The 16,191-nt window shown below is 55.9% G+C and carries 17 protein-coding genes and 3 pseudogenes; 13 read left to right on the top strand and 7 right to left on the bottom strand.

What is annotated here, in order from left to right; genetic code table 11:
- Nucleotides 1-8: 8 nt before the first annotated feature.
- The 7 genes and pseudogenes from ATG98_RS06775 to ATG98_RS22260 all read left to right on the top strand — a co-directional run.
- Nucleotides 9-182: pseudogene (locus ATG98_RS06775) on the top strand (mercuric transporter MerT family protein); the annotation flags it as partial.
- Nucleotides 164-367: pseudogene (locus ATG98_RS06770) on the top strand (cation transporter); the annotation flags it as partial. The pseudogenes ATG98_RS06775 and ATG98_RS06770, both read left to right, overlap by 19 nt.
- Before the next feature lie 2 nt (nucleotides 368-369).
- On the top strand, nucleotides 370-609 hold the full coding sequence (gene merF / locus ATG98_RS06765) for a mercury resistance system transport protein MerF (protein WP_098420160.1): 240 nt from the start codon (nucleotides 370-372) through the stop codon (nucleotides 607-609).
- Nucleotides 610-614: 5 nt separating this feature from the next.
- Complete coding sequence (merA, locus tag ATG98_RS06760) at nucleotides 615-2,018, top strand: mercury(II) reductase (protein WP_098422467.1); 1,404 nt, start codon at nucleotides 615-617, stop codon at nucleotides 2,016-2,018.
- 266 nt (nucleotides 2,019-2,284) lie between these two features.
- The gene (locus tag ATG98_RS06755) at nucleotides 2,285-3,595 is read left to right on the top strand and encodes a Glu/Leu/Phe/Val family dehydrogenase (RefSeq protein ID WP_098420156.1); all 1,311 of its coding nucleotides are present in this window, start codon (nucleotides 2,285-2,287) and stop codon (nucleotides 3,593-3,595) included.
- A gap of 150 nt (nucleotides 3,596-3,745) precedes the next feature.
- Nucleotides 3,746-4,093: pseudogene (locus tag ATG98_RS06750) on the top strand (mercuric reductase); the annotation flags it as partial.
- Between the two features lie 196 nt (nucleotides 4,094-4,289).
- Nucleotides 4,290-4,721 carry an SRPBCC family protein gene (locus tag ATG98_RS22260; protein ID WP_228706041.1) on the top strand — a complete coding sequence of 144 codons (432 nt, stop codon included), beginning with the start codon at nucleotides 4,290-4,292 and terminating at the stop codon, nucleotides 4,719-4,721.
- A gap of 101 nt (nucleotides 4,722-4,822) precedes the next feature.
- Here the strand turns inward: ATG98_RS22260 and ATG98_RS06740 are convergent, their stop codons facing one another.
- The gene (locus tag ATG98_RS06740; protein ID WP_098420155.1) at nucleotides 4,823-5,122 is read right to left on the bottom strand and encodes a plastocyanin/azurin family copper-binding protein; all 300 of its coding nucleotides are present in this window, start codon (nucleotides 5,120-5,122) and stop codon (nucleotides 4,823-4,825) included.
- Nucleotides 5,123-5,269: 147 nt separating this feature from the next.
- On the opposite strand from ATG98_RS06740, the gene ATG98_RS06735 reads away from it, so the two are divergent.
- Nucleotides 5,270-5,626: a YeeE/YedE thiosulfate transporter family protein gene (locus tag ATG98_RS06735; RefSeq protein ID WP_228706040.1), complete on the top strand. Its 357-nt coding sequence runs from the start codon at nucleotides 5,270-5,272 to the stop codon at nucleotides 5,624-5,626.
- Nucleotides 5,620-5,856 (top strand): hypothetical protein, encoded by a 237-nt coding sequence (locus tag ATG98_RS22255; RefSeq protein WP_228706039.1) that lies wholly within the window; start codon nucleotides 5,620-5,622, stop codon nucleotides 5,854-5,856. Before ATG98_RS06735 ends, ATG98_RS22255 begins: the two co-directional genes overlap by 7 nt.
- On the opposite strand, the gene ATG98_RS06730 is transcribed toward ATG98_RS22255, so the two are convergent.
- Complete coding sequence (locus tag ATG98_RS06730) at nucleotides 5,822-6,712, bottom strand: haloalkane dehalogenase (RefSeq protein ID WP_098422466.1); 891 nt, start codon at nucleotides 6,710-6,712, stop codon at nucleotides 5,822-5,824. The genes ATG98_RS22255 and ATG98_RS06730 overlap by 35 nt on opposite strands.
- Before the next feature lie 370 nt (nucleotides 6,713-7,082).
- On the opposite strand from ATG98_RS06730, the gene ATG98_RS06725 reads away from it, so the two are divergent.
- Both ATG98_RS06725 and ATG98_RS06720 read left to right on the top strand, forming a co-directional pair.
- Complete coding sequence (locus tag ATG98_RS06725; protein ID WP_228706038.1) at nucleotides 7,083-8,867, top strand: tubulin--tyrosine ligase family protein; 1,785 nt, start codon at nucleotides 7,083-7,085, stop codon at nucleotides 8,865-8,867.
- Nucleotides 8,868-8,955: 88 nt separating this feature from the next.
- Nucleotides 8,956-9,717, top strand: coding sequence for a DinB family protein (locus ATG98_RS06720; RefSeq protein WP_228706037.1), 762 nt, complete (start codon nucleotides 8,956-8,958; stop codon nucleotides 9,715-9,717).
- 112 nt (nucleotides 9,718-9,829) lie between these two features.
- On the opposite strand, the gene ATG98_RS06710 is transcribed toward ATG98_RS06720, so the two are convergent.
- From ATG98_RS06710 to ATG98_RS06695, 4 genes are all read right to left on the bottom strand, one after another.
- Complete coding sequence (locus ATG98_RS06710) at nucleotides 9,830-10,585, bottom strand: YiiX/YebB-like N1pC/P60 family cysteine hydrolase (RefSeq protein WP_179888071.1); 756 nt, start codon at nucleotides 10,583-10,585, stop codon at nucleotides 9,830-9,832.
- Nucleotides 10,586-10,732: 147 nt separating this feature from the next.
- Nucleotides 10,733-11,044 (bottom strand): EthD family reductase, encoded by a 312-nt coding sequence (locus ATG98_RS06705; RefSeq protein WP_098422465.1) that lies wholly within the window; start codon nucleotides 11,042-11,044, stop codon nucleotides 10,733-10,735.
- A 95-nt stretch (nucleotides 11,045-11,139) separates the two neighbouring features.
- On the bottom strand, nucleotides 11,140-11,400 hold the full coding sequence (locus ATG98_RS06700) for a zf-HC2 domain-containing protein (protein WP_098422464.1): 261 nt from the start codon (nucleotides 11,398-11,400) through the stop codon (nucleotides 11,140-11,142).
- Nucleotides 11,394-12,014 carry an RNA polymerase sigma factor gene (locus ATG98_RS06695; RefSeq protein ID WP_098420151.1) on the bottom strand — a complete coding sequence of 207 codons (621 nt, stop codon included), beginning with the start codon at nucleotides 12,012-12,014 and terminating at the stop codon, nucleotides 11,394-11,396. The genes ATG98_RS06700 and ATG98_RS06695 overlap by 7 nt, the downstream gene beginning before the upstream one ends.
- A 187-nt stretch (nucleotides 12,015-12,201) precedes the next feature.
- Between ATG98_RS06695 and ATG98_RS06690 the strand changes: the two genes are divergently transcribed.
- Together ATG98_RS06690 and ATG98_RS06685 are read left to right on the top strand one after the other, a co-directional pair.
- A complete protein-coding gene (locus tag ATG98_RS06690; RefSeq protein WP_098422463.1) occupies nucleotides 12,202-14,352 on the top strand; it encodes an FAD-dependent oxidoreductase in 2,151 nt (716 codons plus the stop codon).
- 109 nt (nucleotides 14,353-14,461) lie between these two features.
- Complete coding sequence (locus ATG98_RS06685; RefSeq protein ID WP_098422462.1) at nucleotides 14,462-15,442, top strand: radical SAM protein; 981 nt, start codon at nucleotides 14,462-14,464, stop codon at nucleotides 15,440-15,442.
- A 184-nt stretch (nucleotides 15,443-15,626) separates the two neighbouring features.
- On the opposite strand, the gene ATG98_RS06680 is transcribed toward ATG98_RS06685, so the two are convergent.
- Complete coding sequence (locus ATG98_RS06680) at nucleotides 15,627-16,106, bottom strand: MaoC family dehydratase (protein ID WP_098422461.1); 480 nt, start codon at nucleotides 16,104-16,106, stop codon at nucleotides 15,627-15,629.
- Nucleotides 16,107-16,191 lie beyond the last annotated feature (85 nt).

Genomic DNA, 16,191 nt, shown 5'->3' with positions numbered 1-16,191 from the left:
CCATTGTAATGTCAGAAGCCAAAGCAGGTCGCGGTTCGCTGATTGCTGGGGGCATTGCAGCTGTCGTGGCGTCTGCCTGCTGTCTTGGCCCCTTGGTGTTAATTGCGTTGGGTATTTCCGGCGCCTGGATCGGCAACCTGGCCGCCCTGGAACCCTTCCGACCATGGTTCATTGGGCCTGCCCAATCACCGTCAAAGTTTCTCTCAACCGGGTCGAGGTAGTGAGCGCTGTCGATGTCCGTTATGAAGAACGTGATGCTACGGTCACCTTCGACGATGCGAAAACCTCCGTTGAGGCACTGACTCAAGCCACGACTAACGCAGGCTATCCGTCCACGCTGAAACAAATCCAGGCGACACAGGAGTAACCATGCACAACCCCAAAACCCTGTTGCGGGTGAGTGTTATTGGCACCGTACTGGTTGCGCTTTGCTGCTTTACGCCGATATTGGTGATTTTGCTTGGGACGGTAGGCCTGGCTGCACTGACCGGTTATCTCGACTACGTGCTGTTGCCCGCGCTCGCCTTTTTTATTGGCTTGACCTGCTATGCCTTATGGCGCAAGAAGAAACACGATGCCTGCTGCGATAGCCCATCGACTAAGGAGTAACGTTTATGAGTGACAACAACGTGCACATTGCAGTGATTGGCAGCGGCGGTAGTGCCATGGCCGCCGCCCTGAAGGCGACTGAACGCGGTGCCCGAGTGACACTGATCGAGCGCGGCACCATCGGCGGAACCTGCGTCAACATTGGCTGTGTGCCCTCTAAGATCATGATCCGGGCAGCCCACATCGCTCATTTGCGCCGCAAAAGTCCGTTCGATGAGGGCATCACGGCAACTGAACCCATGGTCGACCGGTCCCTTTTGCTGGCCCAACAGCAGGCCCGTGTCGATGAACTGCGTCACGCCAAGTATGAAAGGATCCTGCAAGACAATCCTGATATCACGGTCGTGCAGGGTGAGGCTCGTTTTATGGATGCCCGTACGCTGTTGGTCAAGGGTACTGACGGCAAGGCACACGAGATCGGCTTTGACCGTGCGTTCATTGGTACCGGTGCGCGACCAACCATTCCCCCGATTCCGGGCCTGCCCGATACGCCATACTGGACCTCCACCACTGCGCTTGCCAGTGACACCATTCCGGACCGATTGATTGTCATCGGGGCCTCGGTGGTGGCGGTGGAACTGGCCCAGGCGTTTGCCCGGCTGGGCAGCGAGGTGACGATTCTGGCACGCAGCCGGCTATTATCTCGTGAAGACCCCGCTGTTGGAGAAGCCATTCAAACAGCGTTCCAGGCTGAGCGTATAAGCGTCCTGAATGACACGCAGGCGAGCCAGATCAGCTATACCAATGATGAGTTCATTGTCGCCTCGAATGTCGGGGAGCTGCGGGCCGATCGACTTCTGGTGGCGGTGGGTCGCACCCCGAACACTGAAATGCTGAACCTGGATGCGATCGACGTAGAGACCGATCACGGCGCCGTCATCGTGAACGAGCAACTCCAGACTCGGGTGCCGGGCATTTACGCCGCTGGCGACTGTACCAACCAGCCCCAGTTTGTTTATGTAGCAGCCGCCGGAGGCAGCCGGGCTGCGGTGAATATGACCGGTGGCGATGCACGGCTGGATCTCAGCGCCATGCCGGTGGTGATCTTTACCGATCCGCAAATTGCGACCGTCGGTCTGTCCGAGGCGGAAGCCGAAGCGAGAGGCTACGCCACCGACAGCCGCACCCTGACCCTCGATAACGTGCCACGGGCCCTGGTCAACTTCGATACCGGGGGATTCATAAAGATCGTCGCTGAGCGTGAAAGTGGCCGATTACTGGGTGTTCAGGCCGTGGCAGGAGAGGCAGGTGAACTGATTCAGACCGCCGTGATGGCGTTGCGTGCGCGCATGACGGTAAATGACATAGCCAATGAGTTGTTCCCCTATCTGACCATGGTCGAGGGGTTGAAATTATGTGCCCAGACGTTTACCAAAGACGTCACCCAGCTATCCTGCTGTGCGGGATAAGGCGGAGACGCCATAGGGGTGTGCTTTCGCTCCAGCCGGAGAATGCTGTAATCTTTTTAGCATTGGCGGCCGCAGAGGGATACATTCGAAGTGCTTCTTTTTTGCGACGTCCTCTTCTTTACCTCCCGACAGGCCGGGGCGGGCGGGTGGAACCGAATTGAGCGATTTAAACCGGCCTTAAGTTAAAATCGGCACTGGGACAGTAGCCGACCGAACAGGCTTTTCTGTCCATCCCATTCTTTTCGTATCGAGATATCGAGGTGATCATGAGCAATAATACCAACCACTTGCTTGAAGACGCACTATCCCGAATGGCCGACATTTACGAACGACTGGAGGTGGCTGACGATAGTCGCCGCCGCTTGGGGCAGCCTAAACGCATCCATCAGGCAAGTTTATCGGTGCGCATGGATGATGGCTCATTGCGTGTCTTTCCGGCCTGGCGAGTGCAATACGACGATACCCGTGGACCAACCAAGGGCGGTATTCGTTTCCATCCGAGCGTAACCGAGGATGAGGTCGCGACACTGAGCTTATGGATGACGTTAAAGTGCGCTGCAGTCGATCTCCCGTTTGGTGGTGCCAAAGGCGGTATTTGTGTTGATCCGAAGACCCTCTCCCGCTTGGAACTGGAGCGGTTATCACGTGGCTACATCCGCGCATTTCACGATGTGATCGGACCCGACCGCGATATTCCCGCACCCGACGTCAATACCAACGCCATTGTCATGGGCTGGATGGTGGATGAATACGCCCAGATCGCCCGGCGGCACGTCCCCGGTGTCATTACCGGTAAACCCCTCGGGCTGGGGGGCTCCATCGGCCGTGAGGAGGCCACCGGTGCAGGCGCGTTGCAGGTGTTGGATCTGTGGGCGAAGCGGCAGAACAAAGAGCCTCACGAATTGAGTGTGGCCATTCAGGGATTCGGCAATGCCGGCCAGCATTTTGCTCGTCTGGCACACCATGCCGGCTATAAAATTGTTGCATTGTCCGACTCCCAGGGTGCCATTTACAATGAGGACGGGTTGGATCCTGAGCCAATCCTGCGTCACAAAAATCGTACCCGCGAACTCAAAGGCATGGTCTATTGTGGCGATTCCGTTTGCGACGTCGCGGAGACGGAGATGCAGACCCTGAGTGGTGACGAGTTGCTGCAACTGGATGTCGACGTCCTGGTCTTGGCCGCGTTGGAAAACCAGATAACGGACGCCAATGCGGACCATATCCGGGCCAAGACCATTGTCGAGATCGCTAACGGCCCCATCAGCACTGGCGGTGACCGGGTTCTGCAAGACCGAGACATCACGGTGATCCCTGACATCGTTGCTAATGCCGGCGGCGTTATTGTCAGCCATCTGGAATGGGTTCAAAACCGAATGGGTGATTACTGGTCGGGGGATACGGTCGAAAAGCAACTCCGCCAGCGTCTTGAGCGTGAAGCGAATGCATGCTTTGACCTGGCGGACGAGAAAGCCGTACCTCTGCGCACGGCAGCCTATCTCCAGGGCGTCCGGCGGATTGCCGATGCCATGGCGCAACAGGGCACCCAGGGCTATTTCAGTGATGCTAACGGGTAGTTGGACAGCCCGGATATGAGAAAAAGAGGGGGCCAGTAATACCCGCCAATATCGACGGCCCCAAAATCGCATGAGCTTCGCATGCACCCCCATCCCGGATGCGATCGATTTAGAGATCCACGAAGGGACCGCGATCGTGAATGAGTAAGAGTGCCAGGCATTTGCGCCGCCAGCGGCTGTACCAATCAGCCCCAGTTTGTTTATGTAGCAGCAGCCGGAGGCAGCCGGGCTGCGGTGAATATGACCGGTGGCGATGCACGGCTGGACCTCAGCGCCATGCCGGCGGTGGTCTTTACCGATCCCCAGGTGGCTACTGTCGGCCTGACAGCAGCCGAGGCCATCAGGCGGGGCTTCAAAGTGGACACCCGTTCGCTCAATCTGGAAAACGTGCCACGGGCGCTGGTGAATTTCGAGACTGGCGGTTTTATCAAGATGGTGGCCGAGCGTGGCTCAGGACGGTTGCTTGGGGTCCAGGCGATCGCCGGCGAGGCGGGTGACAAAGGGGAATGCACCTTGACGTGGGAGCAGGTACAAGGTTCTACACTGATTTGATGCCAACAAGGACATTGCCACGGTTGGAAAACTTACCCTGCTGCTGTCGGTTCTGATATTCAGCATGGCTCTGCCGGTGGCCCAGGGCCAAACTATCTGGCGTGAGCAGCTTGTATTGCGGGAGCGATCCGACGACGGACCCATGGATCGCGAAGTCTCGGTACAGGCCCTGGGCAGCGTACTGGGTTATGGCGTCACTTCAAGGCTCGCAGTGTTCGGCATGGCTCCCTACTTCTTCAATAAAGAGCTGGCCGTTGCTATGCCCATGGGCGGGATCGAGCGTGACACCAGCGGCTTCGGTGGTGTGGTAACCACTTATCAGACCCTGCATGCTCTCGACGACGACAATCGCGAGATTAGCTACAGCATCGATGAGGGCCGATCTCCAGTTTCTCCGGATGAAATCAGCAGCTACGAGGGGCACGTCCGGGTTCGTTCGGTAACGGAAGGCGATGGTGGCACCTTCGTGGAGTGGTATTCAAGTTGGAAAGGCAATGATGAGGCGGCCGCTGAATTTTGTCACGGCATTTATGCCGGGCTGCTGGAGCAACTCAAGAAAACGTTGGAGCACTAAACTGCTCAAAACGATGGCTGTCGGGAATTTATTGCACGATGATCGTACCCGTCATTCCGGCAGCCTCATATAGGAATGCAAAAATACTGGTAGGTGCCGGGCTAAATGAAGGTATGGCTAAAGCTTTCACCAGACGCCAGATTACCAGAGTCAAAGGGCTTTGCTCCCGCTGGCAATGAGACGTTGTCCGCACTTCTGGCTTTAGCGGGGTCTGCAGTGACGGTGTGGACCAGCAGTGAGCCATTTACAAACTCAACCGTTTCTCCTGATTTAATAGTGATGGATGCCGGTTCAAACCTAAGCTGGTTGCCCATATTTACCGTTGCCGCTGGTTCGGATGCCCACAGAAGACTACTGCTAAACAGCAGAATGAAGGTCAGCAGAGCTTTCGAATGTTTCATAGCCGGTTCTTTACTGTTGGTGAGGTTTTCCGAAGTGCCAGTACATCTACACTGACACTGGTTTGTGGCAGATGTTAAAGAGTCCCTTTTGGTAACATTTACCCTGTTTCCGTGTCCTGATCATCAGGATACGGGCGGAGGGTACTCATGTTTGCAGTTTTGATAGCACTGGCCATTGCTGCGGTGATTGGCTACACCGCCCAGGTAACCGGTCTCTGCATGGTCCGTGGCGTCAGCGACTGGGTCAGAGGCAGACGTTTGCGGCTGACAGCCATCCTTATGGCCGGGTTCTGGATCTATCTGTTTACCCCTCTGATTGCGTATCACGATCGCTCCTTTCTGGCCGTCTACCCGTTTCACTGGTCTACTCCCTTGGGTGGTTTTGTGTTCGGCATTGGTTCAGCGATCAATGGCGCCTGTTCCATCTCCACCGCAACCCGTCTCTCCAGCGGAGATTTGCGCATGCTGCTGACCATGTTTGGCTGGCTGGATGGCTATTGCTGATCGTGGCGGACATCGAGCCAGACCTCCGGAGTACGCCCTACCAGCTCGGGCTGCTGCCCTGGTTTAGCGTGAGTAGCCTGGTGTTGGTCTCGGCACTGGTTTACTGGAAGTTTCGCTACCGCTGGCGCCTTTGGAGCGGCATCATGCTGGCAGGGATCTGGCTCGGGGCCAGGTTAACGGGCACCGGCCAGTCCGTCACAACCCGCAACGGCCCATCCATTGAGCGATAGCCTGGCCAATTTTCTGTGGTTGGTCTTCCTGGATGTAGTGCAGGCCAGACCCCACAAACGCTGTTTCCAGGTTGGGTAACTGTTGGCGATACTGGTCCACAGCCGGCGCTGGGATCAGAAACCCGGGTTCCGCGTGAATCAGCAGCTTGGGCAGGTCCGTTTGCCCAAGCCATTCTATGTAGGCCGTTTGCATCCGGTAGACAGACGCCGGCTCCTTACCGATGCACAAATTTTGTGGAAATGTGCAAAGAATCCTGCGGGATTGCCGATCTGTCCAGGGAGCGCGATAGGCATCAAGCTCCTGCGGTTCTAGAGGTCTGCAGATCATAGCGGGTAGGATATTCTCGACGAATTGATTCTCGTCCATCATCATTCGCTCGGCATTGGCCTGCGATGAACGCAGGGTCTGGAAAAACGCCCGGGTTTGGGGATCAAATGCGTCGTACCCCGGTATTGGATTCAGCATGGCCTCCATGAACGCCAGCCCCTTGATGCGCTCGGGGTGACGGTGGGCGTAGTGAAAGCCGAAAAACGATCCCCAGTCGTGACAGACAATGGTAATGCGATCCAGGCCCAGGGCCTCAATAAAGCCGTCAAGGTAACGAATGTGGTCGTCAATGTCGTAGGGGATATCGGGCTTGTCAGACATCCCGTAGCCGATCAAGTCAACGGCAATCAGGCGACCCTTGCCCTCAAGTTCGGGCAGAACCTTTCGCCAAAGGTAAGACCAGGTGGGCTGCCCGTGCAGGAAGAGTATCGGGTCGCCGTTGCCATGTTCCACATAGTGCATGCGCGAACCCAGTACATCCGCGAAGTGTGACGGGTAAGGGAAGTCTGCGGGCTTTTGCGTTGTCATGGTCTGGGCTCCTGTTAAGGATAAGTTTGGCGCCTTTGGCCAATCAAACCATGCCGCGCCTTGAAGTTCAAGGTTCCTGGCAGCCAAGTCAGTAGGTTATGAAACGAGGTGGTTGGTCTCCACGCTTTTTTTAATACTGAAAAGACACGCCCGTTACCCGCTTTGTTACAGGCACCTCATTGCGGCCCCTGCCACATTTTCCGGCTTCCGGCAGCCAGCTTTCAAGAAGGGGGTTCTGAGCCGATGAAAAAAATTCAGCCCGTGGTGTAAAAGTTGTAATTATCATGTGTCTGAATCCTTGAAACGCTAATAAATCATTGTCTTGCGAGGTGTCGGGACAGTGGTCAATCGGAACGGAGCGCGCGGCACCATGACTCGATACTACTGGATGGGTGGCAACAGGTCCTACGAGCAGGACAGGTTCTTTGAGCAATCGCTGGACAAATCTCAGTGGCAAAAGGCAGAAAGTGCTGAGAAGTGGGACGCCTGCTGGTATACCGGCATGCCGGATCAGAACGACTTCAGCGAGGTCGGGCCGGAACGGAAAATCAATCACATTCCGGGCAACAATGCGCTCACAGTAAAGAGCCGCCTTTACCGCAGCCTGATGGACCTGCGCGAGCGGGTTGAACGACAGGACAAAGGGAGCGGACACCTGACCGAACGCCTCGCGTTTGTGCCCAGGGTGTTCTCTATGCCGGAAGACTACCACGCGTTCCAGCAGGCAGCGCTGGACAATCCGGGTAAACGCTGGATTCTGAAGCCGAAGAACGCCGCGCGAGGTAAAGGTATCCAGTTGGTTGGGGACCCGGCCGATGTGCCGCTGGAATCCTCCTGGATGGTTCAGGAATACCTCGAAAATCCCGATACCATGCATGGCCGGAAGTATGTTCTCCGTCTTTATGTTCTGGTGTCCTCGGTGTCGCCCTTTCGGGTGTATCTCTACCGGCAGGGTTTTGCCAAGCTGGCTTCCGCGCCCTATAACGAGGAAAACGCAAACAATCCCTACAGCTATCTGACCAACCCGGACGTTAATGCCCTGAACCTGGACGCCGAGGTGCCGGTGGAGTTCGTGGACTTTGAGCGTTACCGGGAGTGGCTTCGGGAACATGGCCATGATGACAAAGCCCTGTTTGCCAAAATTGAAGACCTGGTGGCCCTGACCTGCCTGGCAGCCCTGGAACCTATGCGAGAACGCTCAAGGGTGGTGGGCGCGGATCCCCGGGGCTGTTATGAGCTGATGGGTATTGACTGCCTGGTCGATGAAAAGCTCAAACCCTGGGTGCTGGAGTGCAACCTGAGCCCCTCCCTGGAAGTGTGCGCCGGGCCGGAAAGCGGCGGCGACATTGAGGAGGGCATCAAGGGCTCACTGGTTGCCGACATGGTTGAAATCGTGGGCCTTAATAGCAAGCCTGTTGCTTTGGAAACCGGCTCGGTGGTTGAGCGGCTGGTGCGGGAATCCCAAGATGAAATAGCCCGCAGCGGCGGCTTCAAGAACCTGGTTCCCGGGGCAGACCCGGCAGCGTATCTGCCTTTCATGGCGCTGCCACGGCTGTCCGACTGGGTGAATAACCGATTCCTGATCCAGTCCGACGCATCCGCTAACCAGCCGGCAGCACCGGCAACCTCGCCGAGCCCTGAATCCACGCCGTTTTCGAGAGTACTGGACTGCGGACGCTTCCGGGTGCGGTTGTTCACGGACAGTGCGCCGCTGATTGGCCGGATCGAAGCCTTGCTTGAGCCTATGGCGGTTGCCGGTGTCGCCGGGACCGAGTTGCTTGCCAGGCTGGAAATCGTGCGCGATACACCGGGTTTCACCCTGATTCTGGAGGGCAGGGTGCTTTGTTCCCGTCTGCCCCTGTCTGGCGTTGCCTCAGCGGCGACGCATGCCGCCGAAGCGCAGGAAATTGCCATAGACGCCGGTCTGATTGCGGGCCCGACCCTGGCGTTGTCAGCCTGTCTGAAGGCTGACCATAGCCGCGGCGCGCTGCTGCCCTCGGGCACCGACTACCAGATTTCGGCGCTGGGGTTGCCGCTGCAGGTTATTGTCGGCGCTTCGGCGTTCAACGTATCGGCCGCCGAAACCACCCTTGACGCTAACTATCTGATGGTCGCTGCGGGCGAAGCAGAGGCCGAGGGTAAAGCCAAGGGCTGATGAGCGAACAAGTGTGGGCATGAGTCTGTCTTGTGTCCACACGACTGTTAACAGCGCCGTAAAGAACAACGTAAAACGGATAAGTGCGATGAAACAGCCAGTTTCAGACAGTAACCGGGCCTTGGGCCAGATCGTTGATGAAAATGTTCATGCGATCGGGCAGCTTGTCCAGCTGCTTGATCAGATGGCGGGAACTTTTTACCGGCAGTGCTTTGGTTTCAGAAATCAACACGTTATCGGCAAGCATGTCCGGCACATTATCGATCACTACAGCGCGCTGCTGACAGCCACCTCTGGTGCTGGCGGTCTGCTTGACTACGAGAACCGCAACCGGGATCTGTCCCTGGAAAAAGACAGACGGGCGGCACGGGATTGCCTGGAGGAGACCGTTGAGGCCCTTCGCAGTCGATTTGAAGGACCCTGTGCGGATGAGCTGAACATGCGCCATAACAGTGCCGGTAAGCATCAGACTGTGAAGACAAGCGTGGAACGTGAGCTGGTGTTTCTGGCCAGCCACACCATCCACCATATGGCCATCATCGGGATGCTGGCCGAACAGGCCGGGGTGAAGGTCAGCTCTGATTTTGGCGTTCACCCCTCAACGCTGCGATATCTGGAAGGCCATACGAACGGCATGGTCTACCTCGACACTTTCAAGAATCGGTACCCGCATTTTGTTGCCATGGGCAAGCGGGACTTCGGTATGGACAGGGTGCACCTGGATGAAATGGTCCAGATATGCATGGTGGCACCGATGGTCGCCGAGCCTCTTGAATGGGATTCCAAGGAGTTGGCAGCATTGACCGAATACACTCCCCAGGAGCAGCAGAAGTATATCGATAAGCAGTAGCGTTGTTTGCATTGACAAGTCCATTGTCGATCTTGGGTGGGGCCGCGCGCCCCACTTTTTTTGGATGGCAAAGAATTACAGATGCAGGTTCTGATTGCTGGCAGCCTCAGAGTTAACCGTCCTCCCAGGCGATGGCTCGGTAGTCGAATTCGCCTTCAATGGTGGGTTTGATTATCCGGAAATAGGGTGAGGCATCAAAGTCCCTCGGGGTGAACAAGGAATGATGCCGCACCCGGAAACGCTCATGCACGCAGTCGGCACAGTCAGGATCGTTGGCGGGAAGTGTTTTCACCACCGGCAGAATCGGATAGCGCAGCTGCTGGAAACCTTCGGCAATGAACGTTGAACAGATCGCCCGGGTGGGGTCGCCGCTTCCGAACGCCAGCAGTTTGTGTCTGTAGCGGGTTGGCACCGGAGGCGTTGACCAAAGGTAACGGGCCAGATCAAACACGTTTTTCATATCGTACTGATGGCCGAGTCTGCTGGAAGCGTATTCAGTAAGCGTTCGGAGGTCCTTGTCGCTTAACCCGACCGGGCGGCAGATGCGGGTGTGGGCGTGCCGGTAATAACAAAGTGGCAGCGGACGGATACCGTGTTCAAGGTCCGCCTCAATGAGTCCGTGGGCTTCACCATCGACCGCTGTTCCAAGTCCGGCATTCGGTCCAAGGTAAAGCGCGGCGTGAGACCAGGTGGACTGAGTCAGGTACTTGATGGCAACGCTGATCCGCGTGTTGCCCTCTACCAGCAGAACGTCTCCGGGTTGGAGAGTATTCACCATCGCGCCCCAGGTGGACGTTCTGATGGAGTGTCGGGCGATTTCTTTTGAAAGGTAAGCGGCCAGGCGCCTCGAAAGCCAATTCAGTAGCATGCATTGCCCCGATGATGTTTCTGTTGTTAGCGATAGCACAGATAGGCGACTGGAACGACTGTTACAGCGCTGATCCATAAAACAGTATCAGCAGAGATCCGTACTTACGCCGGGGCTCTGAAACTGCAGGGCAGAGAACGTATGCGCTTACTCGATGACTTCGCTGATCTGAACCGTCGGCTGTACGTTGGTGAAATTCGGGATATCCCCCAGGATCTCTTTGGCGTGGGGCCCGAACGCCGCCTCGAAAACACTGAGGGAGTCAAAATACAGGTGCCCCATGGCGATGTAGGTGGGCGCCTCTTCCGGCGTGCCTCCTGCCAGGCCTGATTCGATGGCTGTTCGCTTGCACGCGCCCCCGAGTTTTTCACGAACCAGCGCCATATGAGTGTCACGGTAATAGGCAATGTCGAACGTGCTATCTGCAGCCTTGGGGTAGAGTACGCTGACTTTTATCATTATTGGGTTCTCGCTTTTTGAAGTTAATATAAGGCTTTTAGTGAACCGCATCCGCAGCACGTCGCCAATGGCACTTTAGAACGAATTTTGAACAATCACTCATTATTCCCATCACGGGGTTTTCGTGTCTTGAGCGCTTCCGCTACCCGTTTATCAATCCGACGTATGAATTCCTCGTCCGGCTTGCTGGAGGAGTGCACCTTCATAAGATCCGTGCTGGCGCGAAGGTTACCGATAAACGAGCGGCAGTGCTTGCACATCATCAGATGCATTTTCACAGACAGATTCCGCCGGCCGGTCAGCTCACCATCAATGTAATCACTGGCGATTCCGGCCAGGTCCCTGCACATTAACATTCGCCCGTCTCCTGGAAGGTTTCCACCATAAGAAAGATCTTCTGCCTGGCACGGTGTAAAAGGACACGAAGGTTAGAGGCACTGACATCCAGAATGTTACAGACGTCCTCGGATTTGTGTTGGTGAGCTTCGTACAGCATCAGGGCTGAGCGCTGGGTTTCTGGTAGCGCGGACAGGTGTTTGTCCAGGCAATCGCTGAGCGCGTCATTCTCCATCAAGGTATCTGCGGACTCATGGAACTTAAGTGAAGGAGGTAGGCCCCAACGGCCTTTTGCATTGAAGCGGTTGGCAAGCTCCGGTTCCATACTTTCGGAAAAATCAATGGCTACTTCGCGTTTGCTGGATCGGAGCTTGTTCTTGCAGCGGTTGGCGACAATTCGGTGCAACCAGGTTTTCAGGCCGGAACGGCCTTCAAATTTGTGAATGGCATCGATCACCGTCACCCAGCAATCCTGAACAATCTCTTCAGCACTGGAATAATCCAGGTAAAACCGGGCGACGGCCAACATACCCGGGGAATATTCTCGAACGGCTTTTTTGTAGGCAGATGAATCGCCTCTTTTCAGGTCTTCGATCAGCGAACTTTGGGGGTCCGGATGCACTGCGGTGTTCATGGGATTCCGTTCCTTATCAGTCTGGGTTTGGTCGTTATGTTTGTATAGTGTTTCAGATTAAGGGAAAGTTTCAGTATTCTGGAACGAATGTTCAAAAACCTTAGTTCAATCGCTATGTAACATCCAGTCGGTGATTGTGTCTTAGCGTGAACAGCGTATTGGTTTATACATCTTAAAAGGCATGGATATGACGCGTAGCAAGCTTTTACTCATTTTAGTTATCGCCGTGATTGCGGGTGTTTTTCTCGGCTTCGACGGGCACAAGCTGCTGACTCTGGAGAGCTTGCAGGCGAATCAGGGCGCTCTGGCGCAATGGATTGATCAGAACCTTCTTGTAGCCGTTGTCGGTTATGCCGCAATTTATGTGGTGGTCACAGCTCTGTCCCTGCCGGGGGCGACCATCATGACACTGGCCGGCGGTGCCTTTTTCGGTAACCTGTATGGCTTGGCGGCGGTTTCCATTGCCTCAACGCTGGGGGCTTCCCTGGCGTTTCTGGTGGCGAGATTCCTCATGCGCGACACCCTGCGGGAGCGCTATCGGGAAACCATCGCTAAAATGGACCGTGGCATTAAAAAGGACGGTGCGTTCTATCTGGCAACCCTGCGTCTTGTGCCGGTGTTCCCGTTCTTTCTGATCAACTTGGCGATGGGCCTCACTGGGATGAAGCTGCGGACCTACGCACTGGTTAGCTGGGTTGCCATGTTGCCGGGCACGTTTGTGTTTGTGAATGCCGGCACACAGTTGGGTCAGATTCAGTCCACTGGCGATATCGTTTCTGCGGATTTGCTGCTGTCGTTTGCCTTGCTTGGGCTTTTCCCGCTGATTGCGAAATTTGTGGTGGGCTTTCTCCGTCGTCGCAAGGTTTACGCAGGCTGGAAGAAGCCGGCAAAGTTTGACTACAATCTGCTAGTGATTGGCGGCGGTTCTGCCGGCCTGGTATCGGCTTATATTGCTGCGGCGGTGAAAGCCAAAGTGGGCTTGATAGAAAAACACAAAATGGGTGGTGACTGCCTGAACACCGGCTGCGTGCCCTCCAAAGCGCTGATTCGCAGCGCTAAAGCCGCCGACACCCTGCGCCATGCCAATCGGTATGGCTTGGAATCAGTGCCGGTGAAAGGCTCGTTTAAAGCCATCATGGAACGGGTGCAGCAGACTATAAAAACCATTGAACCAAACGATTCGCCGGAGCGTTACCGTTCGCTGGGAGTAGACGTAATGCTTGGCAGCGCGCGCTTCGTTAGCCCCTGGGAACTGGAAGTGCAGCATAACGATGGCCGCAGCGAACGGCTGACGGCCCGCAGTATTGTTATCGCCACCGGCGGTAAGCCGGCCGTGCCGGACATACCGGGGCTGGCGGACATGAACCCGCTGCATTCTGACAATCTATGGCAGTTGGAACAGCAACCCCAGCGGTTGCTGGTATTGGGTGGTGGACCCATCGGCTCCGAACTGGCCCATGCTTTTGCGCGCCTGGGCTCGCAGGTTGTGCTGGTGCAACACGGCAATCAGATTTTGGCCAAGGAAGACGCCGACGTAGCTGAACTGGTGCTGGAGCAATTCCGCGCCGACGGTATTGACGTGCGCCTGAATCACAAGGCGGTCGAATTTTGTGTCGAAAACGGCGAAAAAATCGCTTACTGCGACTATCAGGGCGATCGCGTATGTATTGCCTTTGACGAGGTATTGGTGGCCGTAGGGCGAGCCGCGAACACTGAAGGCCTGAACCTGGAAGCGCTGGGTATCGAACCGCAAAAAAGCGGCATGTTACCCACTGAAGACGATTTGAGCGTGCGCTTTCCCAACATTTTTGCTTGTGGCGATGTAGCCGGGCCTTATCAATTTACCCACGCGGCTTCCCATCAAGCTTGGTACGCGGCGGTAAACGGCCTGTTTGGATCGTTTAAGCGCTTCAAGGTGGATTACAGAGTGATGCCTTGGGTTACTTTTACCTCGCCGGAAGTGGCCCGTGTGGGTTTGAGCGAAGCGGAGGCTAAGGCGCAGAAGATCGACTATCAGCTTACCCGTTATGACCTGGGCGGCTTGGATCGTGCCATTACCGAAAGCGACAGCGTCGGGTTTATAAAAGTGCTGACGCCACCGGGCAAAGACAAAATCCTTGGCGTGGTGGTGGTGGGTTCCCACGCTGGCGAAATTCTGGCGGAGTTCACTCTGGCGATGAAGCACGGCCTGGGGTTGAATAAAATTCTTGGCACGATTCACCCGTACCCGACCTGGAATGAAGCGGCCAAAGCCACGGCGGGCCAGTGGAAACAGGCCAATGCGCCCCAGCGTTTGCTGGCCATAGCGGAAAAGATTCACAGTTGGCGTCGCGGTTGAGAAACGTTCAGCGTCAGCGCCGGTCTGATGGCTGCTGCTTGACGTCTGTTTCAATGTTGTCTGAATGTTTAATATAACGAGTGTCGAATTTTTTAACTATGGAGTCTGTATGCCCCTCACCCTAGCCAGCACGCCGGTTAAGGCGACCCGCACGCGCATCCCGTTGGTGGAAGTTTTAGAGCCCCGTGCGGCTGACAGCTGGACCCATACTCGCAACGGCGATCCTCGCGGATATATTGATGCGAACGCGCTAAAAGAGCTGTGGATTCACACCGGCACCGCCTGCAACCTGGCTTGCCCGTTCTGTCTGGAAGGCAGTCATCCCGGTGATGGCCGCATTCCCGGGATGAAGCTGAGCGATGTGAAGCCGTTTATCCACGAAGCTATGGACATGGGCGTGGAGCAGTTTTCGTTCACCGGCGGCGAGCCGTTTGTGATTCGGGATTTTGTGAATATCCTGGATTACGCCAGCCAGCACCGGCCATGTTTTGTATTGACCAACGCCACCGAGCCGCTCTTGAAACGCCGACATCAGGTGCTGCCGCTGCTGAACAATCCTTACCCTATTCATTTCCGCGTCAGCCTAGATTTCCCCGACCGCGCCCGCCACGACAAAGACCGCGGTGAAGGCAGTTTTGATCAGGCCTTAGAGGGCGTGCACTGGCTGGTTAAGCAGGGTTTTAAGGTGTCTATTGCCCGCCAGACCGACGTTGACGAAGTGCCGGCCAAGGTAGAGGCTGCGTTCCGCGAGATTTTTCGCGAATGGGGCATTCCTGAGACTCTGGCGTTTACCGCGTTTCCAGACCTGGGTACGCCAGGTTCGGAGGACGGTAGTCCGGAGATTACTGAAAACTGCATGGAGAAATACCCCACCGTTGATAGCCGCGCGCATTTTATGTGCACGTACACGCGGATGTTGGTGAAGAAGGGTGACGATGTGCGGGTGTATGCCTGTACGTTGGTGGATGATGATCCGCAGTACGATTTGGGTGGCTCGCTGGCCCAGAGCATGGATGAGCGCGTTATGTTGCGCCATCATCGGTGCTTTTCCTGCTATCGCTATGGGGCCAGTTGTTCGGCGCCTGCTTAGGTTTTGTTTTGGGTGTTTGGGCTTGGTCATTCTGGCATTGGAGTTAACGGCCTGGGCGGCGGGGCTTTCTTTCCTGGGAAAAGAACTCGCTGCGCTCAGACACCTTTTCCGGGCGGAAAGAAAGCCCCACCACCCAGGCCTGACGGACTTAATTCCGGTATTTTGGAAAGCTTGAAGTTCGCCATCAGTGCCCTTCGTTGAGTAATTCGGCCAGGCGTTTTCGCTCGTGTTCATTGGGCAGTACACCGGTTATTTCTGCTTCCAGAACGGTGACTCCGTCGCCATTGTTGACGTTGATCCCGGCCTTGGCGCGCCCTTTTTCATCGATCTCTTGAATGATCCAGTTACAGGTCAGCGTCTCGTTGGCATAGACCGGCCGTTTGAACTTGAACGACATGCCGGAGGCAAGCCAGCCAATCTGGCCGCCGATTTCGGTGATCAGGCTTGCCGTGAGTAGGCCGTGAGCAATCGGTTCGCGCATACCTTTTAGCTGGGCAAAATGGCTGTCGCAATGGATCGGATTGAAGTCTCGGGAAATTGTCGCGAAGGACGCGATGTCTTCGGGGCTGAAACGGCGGGTTATGGTAAAGCGATCGCCGACATTTAGCCCTTCGGCTGCGCGCTGGCGGATGTTTGTGATGAGTACCTGGGGTTTGTCTGACATGATTTTTGTTCCTGATGAGGTTGAACCCGCTGGATTGTATGGTATCTACCCCACCTGGAAATCCGAACCGAAGGGAATAAACAGC

The organism is Marinobacter sp. LV10R520-4 (assembly GCF_002563815.1).
GTDB lineage: Bacteria > Pseudomonadota > Gammaproteobacteria > Pseudomonadales > Oleiphilaceae > Marinobacter.
Note: the sequence above shows the minus strand (reverse complement) of the source record. Positions and strands in the feature narration are given on the sequence as shown.

Coding starts and splice junctions, on each gene's coding strand:
- merF (WP_098420160.1), top strand. CDS start 370: ATGCACAACCCCAAAACCCTGTTGCGGGTGAGTGTTATTGGCACCGTA.
- merA (WP_098422467.1), top strand. CDS start 615: ATGAGTGACAACAACGTGCACATTGCAGTGATTGGCAGCGGCGGTAGT.
- ATG98_RS06755 (WP_098420156.1), top strand. CDS start 2,285: ATGAGCAATAATACCAACCACTTGCTTGAAGACGCACTATCCCGAATG.
- ATG98_RS22260 (WP_228706041.1), top strand. CDS start 4,290: ATGGATCGCGAAGTCTCGGTACAGGCCCTGGGCAGCGTACTGGGTTAT.
- ATG98_RS06740 (WP_098420155.1), bottom strand. CDS start 5,122: ATGAAACATTCGAAAGCTCTGCTGACCTTCATTCTGCTGTTTAGCAGT.
- ATG98_RS06735 (WP_228706040.1), top strand. CDS start 5,270: ATGTTTGCAGTTTTGATAGCACTGGCCATTGCTGCGGTGATTGGCTAC.
- ATG98_RS06730 (WP_098422466.1), bottom strand. CDS start 6,712: ATGACAACGCAAAAGCCCGCAGACTTCCCTTACCCGTCACACTTCGCG.
- ATG98_RS06725 (WP_228706038.1), top strand. CDS start 7,083: ATGACTCGATACTACTGGATGGGTGGCAACAGGTCCTACGAGCAGGAC.
- ATG98_RS06720 (WP_228706037.1), top strand. CDS start 8,956: ATGAAACAGCCAGTTTCAGACAGTAACCGGGCCTTGGGCCAGATCGTT.
- ATG98_RS06710 (WP_179888071.1), bottom strand. CDS start 10,585: ATGCTACTGAATTGGCTTTCGAGGCGCCTGGCCGCTTACCTTTCAAAA.
- ATG98_RS06705 (WP_098422465.1), bottom strand. CDS start 11,044: ATGATAAAAGTCAGCGTACTCTACCCCAAGGCTGCAGATAGCACGTTC.
- ATG98_RS06700 (WP_098422464.1), bottom strand. CDS start 11,400: ATGTTAATGTGCAGGGACCTGGCCGGAATCGCCAGTGATTACATTGAT.
- ATG98_RS06695 (WP_098420151.1), bottom strand. CDS start 12,014: ATGAACACCGCAGTGCATCCGGACCCCCAAAGTTCGCTGATCGAAGAC.
- ATG98_RS06690 (WP_098422463.1), top strand. CDS start 12,202: ATGACGCGTAGCAAGCTTTTACTCATTTTAGTTATCGCCGTGATTGCG.
- ATG98_RS06685 (WP_098422462.1), top strand. CDS start 14,462: ATGCCCCTCACCCTAGCCAGCACGCCGGTTAAGGCGACCCGCACGCGC.
- ATG98_RS06680 (WP_098422461.1), bottom strand. CDS start 16,106: ATGTCAGACAAACCCCAGGTACTCATCACAAACATCCGCCAGCGCGCA.